Source organism: Kaistella faecalis, from assembly GCF_019195395.1.
GTDB classification, from domain to species: Bacteria; Bacteroidota; Bacteroidia; order Flavobacteriales; family Weeksellaceae; genus Kaistella; species Kaistella faecalis.
On record NZ_CP078067.1, the window covers coordinates 1991811 to 2008556 of the forward strand.

Annotated in this window: 19 protein-coding genes; 13 read left to right on the forward strand and 6 right to left on the reverse strand. The window is 38.9% G+C overall.

Annotated features, from left to right (window positions below):
• Positions 1 to 35: 35 nt before the first annotated feature.
• The 5 genes from KTV93_RS09385 to KTV93_RS09405 all read right to left on the reverse strand — a co-directional run bounded on the left by KTV93_RS09385 (position 36) and on the right by KTV93_RS09405 (position 5009).
• Entirely contained in the window at positions 36 to 1043 is a 1008-nt protein-coding gene (locus KTV93_RS09385) for a vWA domain-containing protein (RefSeq protein WP_218248689.1), read from the reverse strand.
• Positions 1044 to 1056: 13 nt separating this feature from the next.
• Complete coding sequence (locus KTV93_RS09390) at positions 1057 to 2061, reverse strand: vWA domain-containing protein (protein WP_218248690.1); 1005 nt, start codon at positions 2059 to 2061, stop codon at positions 1057 to 1059.
• Entirely contained in the window at positions 2061 to 2957 is an 897-nt protein-coding gene (locus tag KTV93_RS09395) for a BatD family protein (RefSeq protein ID WP_425256089.1), read from the reverse strand. Before KTV93_RS09395 ends, KTV93_RS09390 begins: the two co-directional genes overlap by 1 nt.
• Positions 2958 to 2995: 38 nt before the next feature.
• Positions 2996 to 3859: a DUF58 domain-containing protein gene (locus tag KTV93_RS09400; RefSeq protein ID WP_218248691.1), complete on the reverse strand. Its 864-nt coding sequence runs from the start codon at positions 3857 to 3859 to the stop codon at positions 2996 to 2998.
• A gap of 145 nt (positions 3860 to 4004) precedes the next feature.
• Positions 4005 to 5009, reverse strand: a complete 1005-nt coding sequence (locus KTV93_RS09405; RefSeq protein ID WP_218248692.1) for an AAA family ATPase — start codon at positions 5007 to 5009, stop codon at positions 4005 to 4007.
• 252 nt (positions 5010 to 5261) lie between these two features.
• On the opposite strand from KTV93_RS09405, the gene KTV93_RS09410 reads away from it, so the two are divergent.
• The 5 genes from KTV93_RS09410 (at position 5262) to KTV93_RS09430 (ending at position 7969) form a co-directional block, all read left to right on the forward strand.
• Complete coding sequence (locus KTV93_RS09410; protein ID WP_218248693.1) at positions 5262 to 5732, forward strand: DinB family protein; 471 nt, start codon at positions 5262 to 5264, stop codon at positions 5730 to 5732.
• A gap of 49 nt (positions 5733 to 5781) precedes the next feature.
• Entirely contained in the window at positions 5782 to 6525 is a 744-nt protein-coding gene (rlmB, locus tag KTV93_RS09415; protein WP_218248694.1) for a 23S rRNA (guanosine(2251)-2'-O)-methyltransferase RlmB, read from the forward strand.
• A 91-nt stretch (positions 6526 to 6616) separates the two neighbouring features.
• A complete protein-coding gene (locus KTV93_RS09420; protein ID WP_218248695.1) occupies positions 6617 to 7066 on the forward strand; it encodes a GreA/GreB family elongation factor in 450 nt (149 codons plus the stop codon).
• Positions 7067 to 7099: 33 nt separating this feature from the next.
• Positions 7100 to 7609 (forward strand): nitroreductase family protein, encoded by a 510-nt coding sequence (locus KTV93_RS09425; protein WP_218248696.1) that lies wholly within the window; start codon positions 7100 to 7102, stop codon positions 7607 to 7609.
• A gap of 66 nt (positions 7610 to 7675) precedes the next feature.
• Positions 7676 to 7969 carry a TM2 domain-containing protein gene (locus KTV93_RS09430; RefSeq protein ID WP_218248697.1) on the forward strand — a complete coding sequence of 98 codons (294 nt, stop codon included), beginning with the start codon at positions 7676 to 7678 and terminating at the stop codon, positions 7967 to 7969.
• Between the two features lie 95 nt (positions 7970 to 8064).
• On the opposite strand, the gene hemB is transcribed toward KTV93_RS09430, so the two are convergent.
• Entirely contained in the window at positions 8065 to 9057 is a 993-nt protein-coding gene (gene hemB, locus KTV93_RS09435) for a porphobilinogen synthase (RefSeq protein ID WP_218248698.1), read from the reverse strand.
• Between the two features lie 121 nt (positions 9058 to 9178).
• On the opposite strand from hemB, the gene KTV93_RS09440 reads away from it, so the two are divergent.
• From KTV93_RS09440 to KTV93_RS09475, 8 genes are all read left to right on the forward strand, one after another.
• Positions 9179 to 9535 (forward strand): T9SS type A sorting domain-containing protein, encoded by a 357-nt coding sequence (locus tag KTV93_RS09440; RefSeq protein ID WP_218248699.1) that lies wholly within the window; start codon positions 9179 to 9181, stop codon positions 9533 to 9535.
• Between the two features lie 91 nt (positions 9536 to 9626).
• Positions 9627 to 10889, forward strand: a complete 1263-nt coding sequence (locus tag KTV93_RS09445; RefSeq protein ID WP_218248700.1) for an NAD(P)/FAD-dependent oxidoreductase — start codon at positions 9627 to 9629, stop codon at positions 10887 to 10889.
• On the forward strand, positions 10886 to 11560 hold the full coding sequence (trmD, locus tag KTV93_RS09450; RefSeq protein WP_218248701.1) for a tRNA (guanosine(37)-N1)-methyltransferase TrmD: 675 nt from the start codon (positions 10886 to 10888) through the stop codon (positions 11558 to 11560). The genes KTV93_RS09445 and trmD overlap by 4 nt, the downstream gene beginning before the upstream one ends.
• 67 nt (positions 11561 to 11627) lie before the next feature.
• On the forward strand, positions 11628 to 12581 hold the full coding sequence (locus KTV93_RS09455) for an endonuclease/exonuclease/phosphatase family protein (protein ID WP_218248702.1): 954 nt from the start codon (positions 11628 to 11630) through the stop codon (positions 12579 to 12581).
• A gap of 21 nt (positions 12582 to 12602) precedes the next feature.
• Complete coding sequence (locus tag KTV93_RS09460) at positions 12603 to 13073, forward strand: Lrp/AsnC ligand binding domain-containing protein (RefSeq protein ID WP_088467903.1); 471 nt, start codon at positions 12603 to 12605, stop codon at positions 13071 to 13073.
• A gap of 5 nt (positions 13074 to 13078) precedes the next feature.
• On the forward strand, positions 13079 to 13822 hold the full coding sequence (gene deoC / locus KTV93_RS09465; protein ID WP_218248703.1) for a deoxyribose-phosphate aldolase: 744 nt from the start codon (positions 13079 to 13081) through the stop codon (positions 13820 to 13822).
• A 77-nt stretch (positions 13823 to 13899) separates the two neighbouring features.
• Positions 13900 to 14763 (forward strand): glycoside hydrolase family 25 protein, encoded by an 864-nt coding sequence (locus KTV93_RS09470; RefSeq protein WP_218248704.1) that lies wholly within the window; start codon positions 13900 to 13902, stop codon positions 14761 to 14763.
• Between the two features lie 48 nt (positions 14764 to 14811).
• Positions 14812 to 16701, forward strand: a complete 1890-nt coding sequence (locus KTV93_RS09475) for an ABC-F family ATP-binding cassette domain-containing protein (RefSeq protein ID WP_218248705.1) — start codon at positions 14812 to 14814, stop codon at positions 16699 to 16701.
• Positions 16702 to 16746: the final 45 nt, after the last annotated feature.

The following is a 16746-nucleotide window of genomic DNA, read 5'->3' on the forward strand; positions in this document are numbered from 1 at the left end:
TCGGTTAAAAATACACCGAATTAGCTGATTGTTAGTTAAATATTGAAGTCTCTTTTGGGATTCGTGAAAAAGATAATAAGAAAGAATAGTATTGAAATGCCTAAAAAATATTGGTAATAATGAATCGCATTCTGAGATTTTACAATAGTTTCGGATGAAGATGAAGTTTTGGAAAGTGCATCAATAATTTGTGAGGTGGCACCATCCAGATTATTTCCATCCACATAAGAACCTCCGGTTTCTTCAGCGATGTTTTTAAGGGCGTTCAACTGCCTTTTAGAAATTACGGTTTGCCCTGTCAAATCAGTTTTGTAACCCATGAGCTGTCCGAAAACATATTCAGGAATCGGAGCACCTTCTTCGGTACCAATTCCAACCGATACAACATGAATTCCCTCACGGTTTGCCAACTTTATGGCTGCTTTTTCGTTGCCTTCATTATCTTCTCCATCACTTATTAAAACGACTTTACGGGAACCTTTTGCAATGTTTTTAAATTTATCTGCAGTGGTTTTCATGCCGTTTAAAAAATCGGTTCCCTGAATTTTTACGATGCTGGTTTCCACACCGCCAACATACGTTTCAGCTGCCGTAAAATCTGTGGTTAAAGGCATAATTGACGAAGCTTCGCCGGCGAAAACCACAATCCCTACCTTGTCGTTCTTCATTTTAAACATCGTGTTGATGATGATGTTTTTGGCTTGGGTCAGGCGGTTTTGCTCCACATCCTGAGCATTCATTGAGTTGGAAACATCAAGAAGAAAAATAACATTATTCATTTTTTGCTTCGTTTTCACTTCTTCAGAACCGCTAAGTAAATCTACAATAGAAAGAATCAGGAAGAGGGTAGCAATTAAATATAGAACAGGAAAAAATCTGGAAAATCCACTTTTCTTCTCGAAGAGTTCTTCCTGAAATCTTGCTTCAGCGAAAACAGTTTTCTTGCGGTTTTTCCACTTTATGTATCCGGCAATAATAATCCCCAGCAGCGGTAGCAGCAACAGCAAAAGTAAATACCAGTTATTTCCTAAATACCAATTCATATAAAATTCATCATCAGCTTAAAAACTTATAAAAAAACCACCGTAACAGCGCGTCCAAAATTAAAACACCCAGGGCAATCCACAGAAATATTCTGAAATATTCCTGATAATTGTACAGTTTGGTAGATTTTAGTTCCGTTTTCTCGAGCTGGTTAATTTCTTCGTAAACTTCCTCCAGACTTTGGTTAGAGGTTGCCCGGAAATATTTACCACCGGTAGTTTGCGCAATTTCGCGCAGAACGGGTTCATCAATCTTAACTTCCGCCTCATTAAAAACCAAATCTCCGAAAATATCTGTTGCTGTCGGCATTAAAGCATAACCGTTGGTTCCAATACCTATCGAATATACTTTAATATCGTTACTTTTTGCAAGTTGGGCGCCGACTTGCGCGGGCATTGCATTTTCTATCGTATTCACTCCGTCGGTCATCAGAATGATGATTTTCGATTTCGATTTGCTGTGTCGCAAATGGCTCACCGCTACGGAAAGTCCTTCACCAATCGCTGTTCCAGGCTGTAATTCCAAGGGATTCAGATTTTCAAGTTCCTCAAGCAGAACCGCATGGTCTGAGGTTACTGGAACTTTTGTAAATGCCTCGCCAGAATAGGTTACCAGCCCGATTCGGTCGCCAGGCCTTTTATCTACAAATTTCTTGGCGATTTCCTTCAATGCCGTAAGGCGGTCAGGCTCCAGATCTTTTGCTAACATGCTGAGCGAAACATCCACCGAAAGCATGATATCAATACCTTTACTGTCATCGTTGTCCTGAGAAATCGTAAATGTACGGGGCCGCGCCATCGCAATTATCAACGCAGTAAGGATGATATACTTGGAGATTTTCAGCAGGAACAGAACAAAAATAATCCCTTTATTCTCCTGCATATTTCTAACGGTCGGAACGCGCACGCCGCTTCGTTTCTTTTTCCTCAAATCCAAAATGATTAAAGGAATAAAAACGACAAACAGCAGTAAAAACCACGGACTGTAAAATTCTAAATTGAGTAAATCGAATGCCATTACACGCCTGTTCTTAGTTGCTCGGCTTCCAGATCTTTGGAAGAGCGTTTCACAAAAGTTTTCATGTCATTGAAATCGATCTGCATCGTCGGCTGATCAGGGAAAGTCTTGGCGAATTTCACCAAATCGCCACGCAGAAAAATATTTTCAACTATTTTCTCATTTTCAGGGGAAATGGTATTGTTGAGTTTCATGACGTCTATAAGATCATCGGTCAGCAAGACATCTGCCGGAATTTTATACTGTTTGGTAATGAAGTTCCTGGAAATATCGATCAATTCTACATAGAAAGAGCGGTAATCGCCATTTTCAATGAATTTTTTCTTCTTTAAATTTTCCAAATCTTTTAACGTTTGGTTCGTCATCACCGCCGGCGAATTTTTTCTGCGTTTGGCATATCTTACCAGATAATAAATAATAAATATTAAAGCGAGTAAAATCAGCAGACCTAAAATATACCATTTGTAAAGTTCCCAATAATCTTTAACATCAAGTTTTACCTCCTTATTTTTCATGATGTCATTAATTTCATCACCCTTCTGAGCGGTGTTAATGACTTCGACTTCGTACGGAATCGTATGGAAAAGCTGCCCGCCAATATTAAAATCGAGCGCAGGAATCGTGTATTTACCTTCTTCGAAAATAGCGAATTCAATTACTCTTTCATAGTAATCTGGTCTTTTGCTGATGCTGTCTTTAATTTCTTCGAAATGAAAAGGTAACAATTCATTTTTCGGTGAGGATACAACATCTTTTCCGCCAAGATCAGAAATGCTTACCCGGAAGGTTACCACCTCGCCAAGAGCCAGGGTTTTTTTTTCGAGACGGGAACCCAATGTCTGCGAAAACGCAAAAATATTGAGTACAGAGAATATGAGAAATAATATTTTTTTCAAAATGTAATATCTGTTTTAATATGCTTCGTAGCCGAAATTTATCTTTTCCGGAAATACTGATAAAGGAATTTCGAATAATCTTCACCAGTATTAATATTCATGAAATTGCCGGAAGAATTTTCGAAATCATCGGTTACGGCGCGTACTTTCTGTTTTTGTTTTTCGGCGAATTCATAACGCCATCTTGCGCTCGAAGTGTTTGCCCATATCTGTCTGCCAGTTTCTGAATCCTGAAAGAGCGAATATCCGATATCGGGGATTTCGCTGTCTTTGTCATCATAAATACGCATTCCCAAAAGTTGATGTTTTCTGGCTGCCACGCGCAAAATCTTCAAATCGTATTCATCCTCAAAATCTGAAAACATAAAAACAAGCGATTTTTTCTTGAAAATGTTCATCATATATTGCAGCGCACCGTCGATTTTTGATTCCGACGGAACATAATCTGCCGTTAAAATATTACTGATAATCGCTAAAATGTGTTTTCTGCCTTTTTGAGGGGGGATTACTTTATAAACTTTGTCGGCAAATAATATCAGTCCGACTTTATCATTGTTGCCCGCCGCTGAAAATCCTAAACTTGCGGCTATTTCTGCGACAAATTCGCGTTTCAGCTGAGTTTTGGTTCCGTAATCCATGGATGCTGAAATATCTACCAGAAGCATCAGCGTGAGTTCGCGTTCTTCCTCCATCACCTTTACAAAAGGTTCGCGGAACCGGGCTGTTTTATTCCAGTCGATTCTACGGATTTCGTCGCCGAACTGGTAGGGACGGACTTCAGAAAAAGTCATTCCCTGTCCTTTAAATGCACTGTGATACTGACCCATCAAAGTAGCTTCCGACTTTTTCTTAGTCCGAATCTCAATCTGTTTTACCTTTTTGATGATATCTTTAATCTGCATGATTTCTTTTTTCAGGAGCCCGACGATTTCTTTTTTTTCAGACCTGTGGTCCCGCTTTACGCTGTATCTTTTGCTTCACTCCGTTTCGCAAAAGGATGCCGCTTCAATCGGGGCTATAAATGAGTTTAGGATTTTATAACGCGAATTAGGGTGCCTGAACTTTCCCTAAGATTCTGTCAACAATCTCATCGGCGGTAATTTCTTCCGCTTCCGCTTCAAAACTCAGTCCGATTCTATGTCTCAGAACGTCTTTTGCGATCTCCTTCACATCTTCCGGAAGTACAAACGCCCTGTTTTTCAGGAAAGCCATTGCCCGCGAAGCGATTGCCAAGTTAATGGAAGCTCTAGGAGAAGCACCGAAACTGATATAGTTTTTAAGTTCTGCCAATCCGTAATTTTCCGGAGTTCTTGTGGCAAAAACCATATCGAGGATGTATTTTTCAATTTTCTCGTCAAGATAAATCTGGTTGATGAGATTTTTCGCCTCCATAATATTGTGGAGTGAAATCACAGGCTTAATCTCCGGCTGGTGGGATGTCGCTACCATTTTCATGATCTTTCTTTCATCTTCAAACTCGGGATAGCTGATGGTACATTTCAACATGAAACGGTCACTTTGTGCTTCAGGTAAAAGGTAAGTTCCTTCCTGATCAATCGGGTTTTGGGTTGCCAACACAAGGAAGGGTTTTGGTAAAGGCATGGTTTCGTCGCCTATGGTGACCTGTTTTTCCTGCATCGCTTCCAAAAGCGCCGACTGTACTTTGGACGGAGCACGGTTAATTTCGTCAGCCAAAACGAAATTTGCAAAAATAGGTCCCCGTTTTATGGTGAAATCGTTATCTTTTATATTGTACATCATGGTTCCTACAACATCCGCAGGCAAAAGATCCGGCGTAAACTGAATACGGGAAAAATCGCCCTGAACAGCATCTGAAAGTGTTTTAATTGCCAGTGTTTTGGCCAGCCCCGGAACTCCTTCAAGAAGAACATGGCCATTGCCCAGAAGACCGATCAGTAAGCGGTCTACCATATATTCCTGTCCGATAATTGCTTTGTTGATTTCCTGTTTCAGAAGGGTGAAAAAGTAATTCTGCTCCCTTACTTTTTCGGTGAGTTGTCTTATATCTTCGGCCTGATGTAGTTCTGACATAGTGTTTTTTAAAATTTAAAGTGTAAATTTCTAATAAATACCGTCATCAGTCAACACAATTAGTGCCAAGAGTGAGTTAAAGTTTTGTTAAAGAAAATGCGGGAAGTTCACTTAACTTGTCGTAAATTAATGCTGTCTTTAAAATCGTGTTTTAGAATTGTATGCATTAATAGGGTAATCAGCAGATCGTATTTTGGCATTTTTGTCTTTTTCAGTTAATTAACCTATTTTTGAAGATTAAAATTTGCTCAAATGAATTATCATTTTCAGGCACACCGGCAAGTCCGAAGGAATCTTCTGGAGATTTTACGGAATACTTCGCATAGAGATTTAATGCAGATTCCCGACGGTTTTAACAATAATATTTACTGGAATATCGCACACACGGTCGCTACCCAGCAGCTTTTATGCTACTATCTCAGCGGAAACCCTTTCAGAATCGATAAATACTGGATCGAAACCTACAAAAAAGGCACGCTGCCGAATCTTAATGTGCAGCAGTCGGAGGTTGATGATCTGGCTTTTCTGCTAACGGAAACCTCGAAAATTTTGATGAAGGATTACGATGCCGATTTTTTTGCAGATTACACGCCTTATACAACCAGTTTTGGTTTGGATCTGAAGAATATTCAGGATGCCATTATCTTCAATAATATGCATGAAACATTGCACTACGGATATGCCATGGCACAAAAAAGAGCGATTATCGGAGAAAACTTTTAAACTTAACAACAGATAATTTATTTTAATTATCCATTTACCATTTAATATAATGAAAGACGACTTTATTTTTGGTTTGCGACCTGTAATGGAAGCAATTGAAGCCGGAAAAACAATTGACAAGATATTTTTGCAGAATGCTTTGCAGGGCGAAATCTATCACGAACTCAAAACTCTTTTATCCAAAAATAACATCCGCCCGAATTATGTTCCGGTAGAAAAACTTAACCGTTTTACCCGTAAAAATCATCAGGGTGTCGTGGCATTTATTTCAGATGTGCCTTTTGAGAAGATTGAAGATGTACTGCCGCAACTTTTCGAAGAGGGAAAAACTCCTTTCATATTGATATTGGACCGTTTAACTGATGTTAGAAATTTCGGGGCAATTTGCCGTACTGCAGAATGTGTGGGTATTCACGCGATTGTTTTACCTGAAAAAGGTGCGGCGCCCATTAATTCAGATGCTATTAAAACTTCTGCAGGGGCGATTTACAATGTGAGAATCTGTAAAGAAAAAAATCTGGCACATACCGTAGATTTTCTTCAGCAGTCAGGGATTCAGGTTTTTGCAGCTACAGAGAAAGCTCAGAAACTTATTTATGACGTAGATTTTACCCAGCCTTGCTCTATCGTAATGGGAAATGAGGAAACCGGAATTTCTAAAGAAGTTCTGCATCATTCTGACGAGAAAATTAAACTTCCCATTGAAGGAAAAACACAGTCTCTTAATGTTTCTGTAGCGTGCGGAGCCATTCTATATGAAGCGGTCCGCCAGAAACTGTCGACGCCGGTTTAAGATCTTTCAACTCTAAGAGTTCTCCATTTTTAACGGTTAGCATCAATTTTGAATTCAAAAGAATTTTTAACTTTATTAAAAATTGGAGTTTATGCGAAGCAGTACGGTTTTAAAAAGTGATATACGCAATCACGTTATCGATATTATCATCGGGAAAATAAAGAAACTCGAAAAGTTTCTGGATTTCACTTTGGAAGCCAGCCGCGAAATCAAAAAGACACCGAAATACGATTCGATCCGCGAGGAGATGCAGGAAGAAATTTATCAGATGCAGAAGCAACTGGCTTCACTGAAAGATCTTCAGAGAAATATGACTAAAGTTCTAAATGCATCCACGCAGCGGGTCGCGGTCGGATCATTGGTCTTTACGAATAAAGCAAGATTTTATATTTCGGTTTCTCTGGGTGAGTTTTTCTATGAAGGCGACCGGTTCTATGCGATTTCTGAGGAAAGTCCTATGGCAAAGATCCTCTTCGGTAAAAAAGCCGGAGATTCTTTTGTTCTCAATAACATCGCCCAGACTATTGAAAACGTGATATAGTTGGCAAATCTCAAACATAATTATTTAGATATAATGGAAAAATCACAAGTATTAAAGGAAATTATAGAAAGCAGAAAAAGTATTTTTCCTAAAGATTATACAGACGCGGACATAGAGCAGGAAGTTTTGAATGAAATTTTGAACTCCGCAACATTTGCGCCCAATCATAAGAGAACGAAGCCCTGGCGTTTTAAAGTTTTTAAAAATGAAGAGAAGCTGTTATTGGGTCAGAAATTGGCTGAAATCTATAAATCGACGGTTTTACCTGAACAGTTTTTAGAAAAAAAATATTTAAGCATCACCGAGAAGGCTGGCAAAGCCAATGTTATTGTTACGATTTCCGTCAACTTCAGCGGATTGCTCCCAGAATGGGAAGAAATTGCGGCTACCGCAATGGCTGTGCAGAATATGTATCTTACCTGTACTGCCCATAACATAGGCTGCTACTGGAGCAGTCCCGGAATGATTAAGCATCTGGATGAATTTCTTGGTTTAGAGGAAAACCAGAAATGTTACGGTTTATTTTTTATGGGAAATATTTAATTAAGCTGTAACTTTTTATTTGGTAGGGCGACTGATTTCCAAACAATTAATCACAAAACAAATTCAATGGAAACTTACGGCTACAATAATCCCGAATCCCAAAATCAAAACTTCAGTAACCCAAATTACCGCTCAGAAAAGAAACTGGCTGCAGGACTTTTAGGAATTTTACTTGGTACGTTCGGTGCGAATAAATTTTATTTGGGCTACATCAATGAAGGGATCATACAGATTGTCCTGAATATTGTAACCTGTGGAATCGCAACCGTAATTCCGTTTATCGAAGGAATTATTTACCTCACCATGAGCGACGAGCAGTTCGACCGCACTTATGTACAGGGCAGAAAAACATGGTTCTAACTGAGGTAAAAGTAAAAAAATCTTTCAAAATTATTTGAAAGATTTTTTTATAAAAGTTGGCGCGAGCGAAGCGAGCGCCAATAAACTGATTTGATTTATTTATTAAGCAGAACGGCCGCTTCTTTCGCTGCGTAAGTAAAAATCATGTCGGCACCCGCTCTTTTGATGCAGGTTAAACTTTCGATAATCGCTTTGTCGTTATCAAGCCAGCCATTCTGTGCTGCAGCTTTCAGCATTGCATATTCACCGCTTACGTTATAAACCGCGATAGGCAAATCGATAGCTTCGCGAACTTTTGCAACAATATCAAGATATGGCATTCCGGGTTTAATCATGATAATATCGGCTCCTTCCGCAACATCTTTCATTACTTCGTCCATTGCTTCGCGGGAATTATGAAAATCCATCTGGTAAGTTTTCTTGTCCTTCGGAATATCTGCATCTTCTTTAGGTGCAGAGTCCAAAGCACTTCGGAATGGGCCATAAAACGAACTGGCGTATTTCGCTGCGTAACTTAAGATTCCAACATCTGTAAAACCGCTTTCTTCCAGACTTGTTCTTATTGCTGCAACTCTTCCGTCCATCATGTCGCTTGGAGCCAAAATGTCTGCCCCGGCTTCTGCAAGTGAAACCGACATTTTTACCAGCGCTTCATTCGTTGCATCATTATCAACTTTTCCGGTGGTGATAATTCCGTCGTGTCCATAGATCGAGTAGGGATCCAAAGCAACATCCGGCATCACAATCATTCCCGGAATAGCGTCTTTAATAGCTTTAATGGTATTCTGCATCAAGCCGTTTTTATTCCAGGACTCGGTTCCTTTATTGTCCTTTAAATTTTCCGAAACTTTCATGTAAAGATTAACCGCTTTAACTCCCATGCTGTATAATTCCTGACATTCCTTGACGGTAAGATCAAGTGTTCTGCGGAAAATTCCCGGCATTGAAGGGATAGGTTCCTGGGTATTTGTGCCTTCCATTACAAATATGGGCATCACCAGGTCGTTCGTGGTTAGAACAGTTTCCTGCACCAGTGCTCGGATTGACGGGCTAGTTCGTAACCGTCGGTTTCTTGAGTATATAATCATTTTGGAATAGTATTTGAATTTACTGATGCAAATTTAATTATAGTTTTACAAAAAAACTATTGCAAATAAAATTCAATTTCTTACATTTGTGAGGATATTTATAAATATAAAGTTCTATAAGGTGAAAAAATTATTATTTTCAATCATATTTATCGGCAGTTTAACAGTTTTATCGGAAAAAGTTTCCGCTCAGTCTGTGGTAAGAGAACCGATTTCAGCATCTCAAAAATCTGAGGATGCGGTGATTGTCGCTTATCCTAATCCTGCGAGAGATTTTATCGTTGTAAAATCAAAGGATTCCTTTGTAAAAATTAAATCTGTTACCTTTTATTCAATCCTTGGAATGCAGGTTGCTGAATATGCATTAAATAAGAACTCAGCCGAAATAAGACTTGACAGGTTAAGGCCGGGCAAATACCTGATGCGCTACACGATGAGTGACAATACACAGAAAGTGACCCAAATCGTTAAACAATAAATTAAATCCTGAAATTATTTTCAGGATTTTTTTGATTTCTGAAAATTGCTTCCTGAAATTTAACTGTAAAAAAATCCCTAATTTTGCTCAAATGGAAACACGCGAAAAAATAGTGATCATCGGTGGTGGATTTGCGGGCTTGCAGTTGGCCAAGTCTCTTAACAATAGGAGAAAGAAGGTTATTGTAATCGATAGAGTGAACCATCACATGTTTCAGCCGCTGTTTTATCAGGTTGCCTGCGGCCGTATTGAACCCAGTAATATCTCCTTTCCTTTCCGTAAAATTTTTCAGCGTTCCAGAAATATTCAGTACCGGATGACCGACGTACAGAAGATTTTACCTGAGCAGAATAAAATTATTACTGAAGATGCAGAGTTTACTTACGACAAATTAGTCATTGCCACTGGATGTAAAACTAATTTTTTCGGGAACAGTAAGATGGAAGGCCTGACCTTCGGGATGAAAAACACGCAGGAAGCAATTGCCATCCGAAACCATGTTCTTCTTACCTTTGAGAGACTTATCATAGAAAGAAAACGCAGCGATGACGGCAACTGGAATATTGTAATCGTAGGAAGCGGACCAACCGGTGTAGAACTCGCAGGCGCTTTTTCCGAAATGAAGAAAGATATCCTGCCCCGCGATTATCCTCATATGAATTTTGAGAATCTCAATATTATTCTGGTAAGTTCTACACTGACGCCGCTAAGTGTGATGAGCGAAGATTCTCAGAAAATGTCAGAAAAATATCTGAAAGAACTGGGGGTCCGCTTTATGAGTGATGAATTTGTAACCGATTACGACGGCGACAGGGTTTATATGAAAAGCGGTAAAACAATTCCATCGAATAACGTCATTTGGGCAGCCGGAGTAACCGGAAATATTATCGACGGTCTTGCGCCGGAGATTATGGTAAGAAACCGTTATAAAACCGACCGTTTCAACCGCATCCTGGGGTATGAAAATATTTACGCAATTGGCGACATTGCCTACATGGAAACTCCCAAATATCCGCAGGCCCATCCTCAGGTGGCAAATGTTGCCATCAACCAGGGTAAAAATCTCGGAAGAAATTTTTTAAAGAAATCTGAGAGCGAGTGGCAGAAGTACGAATACAATGATCAGGGAAGCATGGCAACGATAGGGAAGCATAGAGCGGTCGTTGATTTGCCTAATTTTAAGTTTCAGGGTTTTCTGGCGTGGTATTTCTGGATGTTCCTTCATTTAATGCTGATTCTCTCGGTAAGAAACAAAATTGCCGTTTTCTTCAACTGGATGTGGAGTTATGTTAATAAAGACTCTTCCCTGCGACTTATTATTATCCCCAACAAAAAGAACGATACTGAACAATGAGAATTGATATTATAAGTGTGTTACCGGAACTTATGGAGAGCCCGTTCAAAACGTCTATCCTGAAAAGAGCAGTTGAAAAGGGTTTAGCTGAAGTTCATTTTCATCATCTCCGCGAATTCGGATTGGGAAAGCACCGTCAGATTGATGATGCTCCATACGGTGGAAGTGCCGGAATGGTGATGATGATTGAGCCATTGGATCAGTGTATTTCTCAATTGAAAGCGCAGAGAGACTATGATGAGGTAATTTATCTCACCCCTGATGGAGAAACTCTTACTCAGAAAATTGCCAATACCTTTTCCACAAAACAGAATCTTATTTTTTTATGCGGTCATTACAAGGGTATTGACCAAAGAGTCCGCGATCTCCACATTACCAGGGAAATTTCAATTGGTGACTATGTTCTTACCGGCGGTGAGTTAGCTGCATGTGTATTGGCAGATTCCGTAATCAGGCTGCTTCCGGGGGTGTTAAATGATGAACAAAGTGCACTTACCGACAGTTTTCAGGATAATCTTCTCTCGCCTCCAATATATACAAGGCCTTCTGAATATAAAGGTTTGAAAGTGCCTGATGTATTGCTCAGCGGCAATCTGAAAAAAATTCAGGATTGGCTTCACGAGGAGTCTGTTAAAATCACGCTGGAAAAAAGACCCGATCTTTTAGAATAAATCAGCCATAATCAATATTTTTTATAAATTTACAATTCTAAAAAAAATAGACTGATAGATTTTGCTGATGGTACATGAACTGAAAGAGCTTATTGCATTTTATAACGTGGAGAATTTATTTTCTCCCGACCCGCCGTCAGTTCATCGCTTAGATCCCACATTGTCAGGCTTAAGAAACTGGGACGAAAAAAGGTACAAAAACAAACTCCTGAAAATTGCACAGGTTTTTCAGTTAATTAAGGAGGCTGAAGAGACTTTGCCCATGTTCATCGGTTTTTCCGAAATCCAGGGGCAGGCTCCGTTGGATGAGTTGGTTACCATGGCTCCGTTTAATTCGGAATATGGAGTGGTACACTATGATTCCATGGATGAGAGAGGAGTTGATGTGGCACTGATTTATGATAAGAATAAAGTACAGCTTGTTTCATCCGAGCCGATTACTTATTTTTTTGAGATTGAAGACAATAATCCTGCAAACTACGATACGACGAGAGATGTGTTATGGTGTAAATTCCAGTATGCGGGGCAGTTGCTCAATGTATTTGTACTGCATCTTCCATCCAAAAGAGAGAGAAACATTAATCGTCCCAAACGCGAATTTATCCTGAAAGATATTCGTGAGAAAGTGATCAATATAAATTCTGAACAGAATGAAGCAGTAATTATATGTGGGGATTTCAATGAAAATCCAGATGATGAAAATGTAAAAAATCTTCTTTATGATGATCAATCTGATAAAATTCTCATAGATCCGTTTTTTGAGCTCTTTCAGAATAAGTCCTATTCCACCTTCCATTATAAAAATGGCTTGCTTTTTGACCAAATTATTTTGTCAAAAGAGTTCTTTGGAACCTCTTTCCCGCTACATTTTACGTCAGCGAAAGTCTTTAATCATCCTAAATTAAGCAGCTGGGACAGGAAATTTGCCGGCAGGCCATTTAGGACCTACGCAGGCACCCGCTATTTAGGCGGATACAGTGACCATTTCCCTGTGATGACAGAATTCACAGTTAATTTATAAATAAGAACAGAAATATATCATATGAAAAGCGCAATAAATTCAAGTTATCACCTCGATTCAGTAGATAAGGAAATTATTTATATGTTGATGGATAATGCCAAAACCTCATTGGCACATATTTCGAAAAACGTCGGGATTTCAACAACTGCAGTTCACCAAAGAATTAAAAAACTGGAGCAGGCAGGAGTTATCGAAAACTCGATCTCTTTTCTTAATCCCAGAAAAATAGGTTACAAAGTAGTTTCATATATCGGTGTGTTTCTAGATCAGCCAAGTTATTATCATGACGCCGTAAAAGCATTGAAAGAGGTAAATGAAGTGGTAGAAGCACATTATACAACTGGTAATTATACCATTTTTTTGAAGGTACTTTGCAGAGACAATGACCATTTGATGGAAATTCTCAATAAACTTCAGAAACTCAAAGGCGTAACCAGAACCGAAACTTTCATATCTTTGGAGCAGAGTATTAACCGACAACTGAAAGTATAATTAAAATGGAAATTTCCAAATATCTAGATTCTACCTATCTTAAAACGCCTAAACAATCTGGCCTATCGGAAGAAGAAACTTTAAAGAAAGTCTACGAGCTTACTGATGAAGCACTTGAAAATAATTTCTTTGAAGTAATGATCCGTCCGGATTACGTTAAGGAAATTAAAAACTACCTAAATTCGAAGAGTTCAGCTGTAAAAGTGGGAACTGTGATTGGTTTTCATGAAGGTACCGCGGATACACAGTCCAAACTTGCTGAAGCTGAGAAAGCAATTGCTGATGGCGTTGATGAATTGGATTATGTAATCAATTATGAGGCATTCAAAACTGGAAATATCGATTTGGTCAAGAGCGAATTTGTTGAAGGTACGAAGCTCGCACTTGAAAATAATAAAGTTGTAAAATGGATTATTGAAATTGCTGCGCTTACCGATGATCAGATTGTTGCTATCACGCAGAAAATGAGAATCTGGGCGGAAGAAAATTTTGCTGCGGAAGATTTAAAAAACATTTTCGTAAAAACATCCACAGGATTTTATCCCACAGAAAACGGAAAGCCAAACGGAGCCACTTTCGAAGGAATTAAAATAATGCTTGATAACGCGGGAAATCTTTCAGTAAAAGCTGCCGGAGGTGTGAAAACTCCTTCGGATGCAGAGAAAATGATCGCAATGGGAGTTAAAAGAATCGGAACTTCTTCTGCAAAATCTTTAGTTTCCGATGAAAAAGCTGTAGATGGTTATTAAATAATATCATATTTAGCGAAATATTAAATCGTGCTTCGGGTGCGATTTTTTTATGTTTATATTCTATTTTTGCAGAGATGCCCAGAAGAAGTACCAAAAGAAAAATCACCAAAAAAGTTCACCATAAGCGACGAAGATATTTCCTTCTACGCCGCGAAGTTTTACTCCTGATATTGGCGCTTTCAATGCTGGGAACAGGCTTTTATCTGAAACAGAAAATCGCGTTTTATTATGCGATGTATTTCAATAAATTCGAGCATAAAGAACTTTCAAATACCAAATTCGAAGAACAGCGGATTAACCGGATTGTTGGACAATATGTCGATAAAACTTTCGGGATTGATATGTCTCACTATCAGAGAAAAGAAGATATAAGATGGGATAGTTTAAGTATCGGAAACCGTGCTGTTCCGATAGAATTTGTAGTCTTGCGTGCTACAATGGGGAACCGGAGTGTCGACAGGCATTTTGATGAATTCTGGGAACTTGCCAAAAAACACAATCTGGTGCGTGGGGCTTATCATTTTTATCGGGCAGATGAGGATCCTGTTCGGCAAGCCAATAATTTTCTGGAAAATGTGCATCTCGAGGAAGGCGATCTACCACCTATTTTGGATATTGAAAAGATTCCCAGGAGAAAATCGAACGAAAAGCTGATCGAAGATTTGAAAATATGGTGCCGAATTGTAGAAGAAAAATACGGAGAAAAGCCCATTATTTACTCATATTACCATTACTATAAAGATTTTCTGAGGGGAGAATTTGATGATTATCCGTTGTGGCTTGCTAACTACAATGATGTTTTGGTGCCTTCGCCGGAGGATCCCTGGCAAATTTGGCAGTTCACCGAAAAAGGAATTGTTTACGGTATTAATACCAAAGTCGACGTAAATGTTTATAACGGAAGTTTATGGTCGCTTAAAAGGCTGACCTTAGATTAAGTACAATTATCGTAATTTCGCACTCTTAAATTCTAACAGCAAACAATAATGAATTACGTTTCCGTCGAAAATCTTACGAAATCTTATGGTCTAAAAGTCTTGTTTAAAGATATCTCTTTTAATGTAAACGAAGGCGATAAAATTGCGATCGTAGCCAAAAACGGTTCCGGCAAATCGACTTTACTTAAAATTTTAATGGGTAAAGAAATTGCTGATTCCGGAAATGTTGTGATTAATAAAGATATTCAGGTGGTTTTGTTCGACCAGGAAATAGACTTTGAAGGTGAGCTGAACGTAGAGGAATTTATGATGACTTTAGATTCTGCACCCATTATGGCTTTAAAAAATTATCATCATGCGCTTCTGACTGAGAATCCTGATGATATGGATAAAGCGTTAAATGAAATGGAAATTCATGAAGCCTGGGATCTCGAAAATGAAATGAGTCAGATACTTACTCAACTGAAAATTACAGATTTACAGGCGAAGATGAAAACGCTTTCCGGAGGTCAGATCAAAAGGGTAGCGCTCGCAAAACTGCTCGTGGAAACCCGCGCGCAGCACCGCCACACCTTACTGATTATGGATGAGCCTACCAATCACCTTGATGTTGATATGGTTGAATGGCTTGAAAATTACCTTTCAAAGGCAATGGTAACGCTGCTTCTCGTAACGCACGACCGTTACTTTCTTGATGCGGTTTGCGATATTATCTGGGAAATGGAAGATTATAATCTCTACCTTCATAACGGGAGTTATGCCACTTACCTTGAGAATAAGATTATCCGCGAAGACAATCTTAATTCAACCATTGATAAGGCTCAGAATCTTTACCGAAAAGAACTGGAGTGGATGCGTCGCCAACCAAAAGCACGTACAACAAAATCCAAATCAAGAATCGGAGATTTTTACGAAACCGAGAAAGTTGCCAAAACCAATACTAAAAAGGAGAAGCTTGAACTCGATTTTGAAATGAAACGCTTGGGTAATAAGATTCTGGAACTCAAAAACATTGATAAAAGTTTTGGTGACAAATTGCTGCTGAAAAATTTCAGTTATCAATTTCAGCGTGGTGAAAAAGTTGGAATCGTAGGTAAAAACGGAGCCGGAAAATCTACGCTTTTAAACATCATTCAGGGTTATGAGCCTTATGACAACGGTTCGATCGAAACAGGAGAGACCATTAAATTCGGATATTTTTCGCAGAAAGGTCTGCAGTACAAGGAAGAGGAAAGAGTAATCGATTTCATCAAGGAAATCGGTGAGAATTTTCCGCTGGCAAACGGAAGAACCATTTCGGCATCGCAGTTTTTAAGGCTGTTTCTTTTTGATGATCAAACGCAGTATTCGCCAATCTCCAAACTTTCAGGCGGTGAAAAAAGAAGACTGCACTTGATGTATGTGCTCTACCAAAATCCTAATTTCCTGATCTTCGATGAACCTACAAACGATCTGGACTTGCCAACTTTAACGGTGTTGGAGAATTTCCTTCTGCAGTTTCAGGGCAGTTTAATCATCGTTTCTCACGACAGATATTTCATGGACAGAATTGTTGATCACGTTCTTGCATTTGAAGGTGAAGGTGTGATTAAGGATTTTGTTGGGAATTTTTCAGAATATCGCGAGGCTAAAAGTCAGGAACAGAATAAAAAACCTGATGCGGAAGTAAAAGATGTTCCTAAAAAAGCAGAACCTGTACAGACAAGTAAACCCGAAAATTCTTCACCACAGAAAAGAAAACTGTCTTTTAAGGAACAGCGCGAAATAGAAATGATTGATCTGGAAATTCCAAAATTAGAGAAGCAGCGTTCCGATATCCTTGAAAAACTCAACAACGAAACTGATTATGAAAAAATTTCTGCCTTTTCGGCGGAATTAGAAAAGATTTCTGAGAAAATGGAGGAGCTGGAAATGCGTTGGCTCGAACTGCAGGATTAGAATTAAAAATATCTATTTTTACTCATTATAGAATTATATTTCCAA

Bases quoted from the DNA above. Each gene is read 5' to 3' on its own strand.
- KTV93_RS09400 (WP_218248691.1), bottom strand. From the start codon at position 3,859: ATGCAGATTAAAGATATCATCAAAAAGGTAAAACAGATTGAGATTCGG.
- KTV93_RS09390 (WP_218248690.1), bottom strand. From the start codon at position 2,061: ATGGCATTCGATTTACTCAATTTAGAATTTTACAGTCCGTGGTTTTTA.
- hemB (WP_218248698.1), bottom strand. From the start codon at position 9,057: ATGATTATATACTCAAGAAACCGACGGTTACGAACTAGCCCGTCAATC.
- KTV93_RS09475 (WP_218248705.1), top strand. From the start codon at position 14,812: ATGAATTACGTTTCCGTCGAAAATCTTACGAAATCTTATGGTCTAAAA.
- KTV93_RS09460 (WP_088467903.1), top strand. From the start codon at position 12,603: ATGAAAAGCGCAATAAATTCAAGTTATCACCTCGATTCAGTAGATAAG.
- KTV93_RS09470 (WP_218248704.1), top strand. From the start codon at position 13,900: ATGCCCAGAAGAAGTACCAAAAGAAAAATCACCAAAAAAGTTCACCAT.
- KTV93_RS09455 (WP_218248702.1), top strand. From the start codon at position 11,628: ATGGTACATGAACTGAAAGAGCTTATTGCATTTTATAACGTGGAGAAT.
- KTV93_RS09445 (WP_218248700.1), top strand. From the start codon at position 9,627: ATGGAAACACGCGAAAAAATAGTGATCATCGGTGGTGGATTTGCGGGC.
- rlmB (WP_218248694.1), top strand. From the start codon at position 5,782: ATGAAAGACGACTTTATTTTTGGTTTGCGACCTGTAATGGAAGCAATT.
- KTV93_RS09410 (WP_218248693.1), top strand. From the start codon at position 5,262: ATGAATTATCATTTTCAGGCACACCGGCAAGTCCGAAGGAATCTTCTG.
- KTV93_RS09420 (WP_218248695.1), top strand. From the start codon at position 6,617: ATGCGAAGCAGTACGGTTTTAAAAAGTGATATACGCAATCACGTTATC.
- KTV93_RS09385 (WP_218248689.1), bottom strand. From the start codon at position 1,043: ATGAATTGGTATTTAGGAAATAACTGGTATTTACTTTTGCTGTTGCTG.
- trmD (WP_218248701.1), top strand. From the start codon at position 10,886: ATGAGAATTGATATTATAAGTGTGTTACCGGAACTTATGGAGAGCCCG.
- deoC (WP_218248703.1), top strand. From the start codon at position 13,079: ATGGAAATTTCCAAATATCTAGATTCTACCTATCTTAAAACGCCTAAA.
- KTV93_RS09425 (WP_218248696.1), top strand. From the start codon at position 7,100: ATGGAAAAATCACAAGTATTAAAGGAAATTATAGAAAGCAGAAAAAGT.
- KTV93_RS09405 (WP_218248692.1), bottom strand. From the start codon at position 5,009: ATGTCAGAACTACATCAGGCCGAAGATATAAGACAACTCACCGAAAAA.
- KTV93_RS09430 (WP_218248697.1), top strand. From the start codon at position 7,676: ATGGAAACTTACGGCTACAATAATCCCGAATCCCAAAATCAAAACTTC.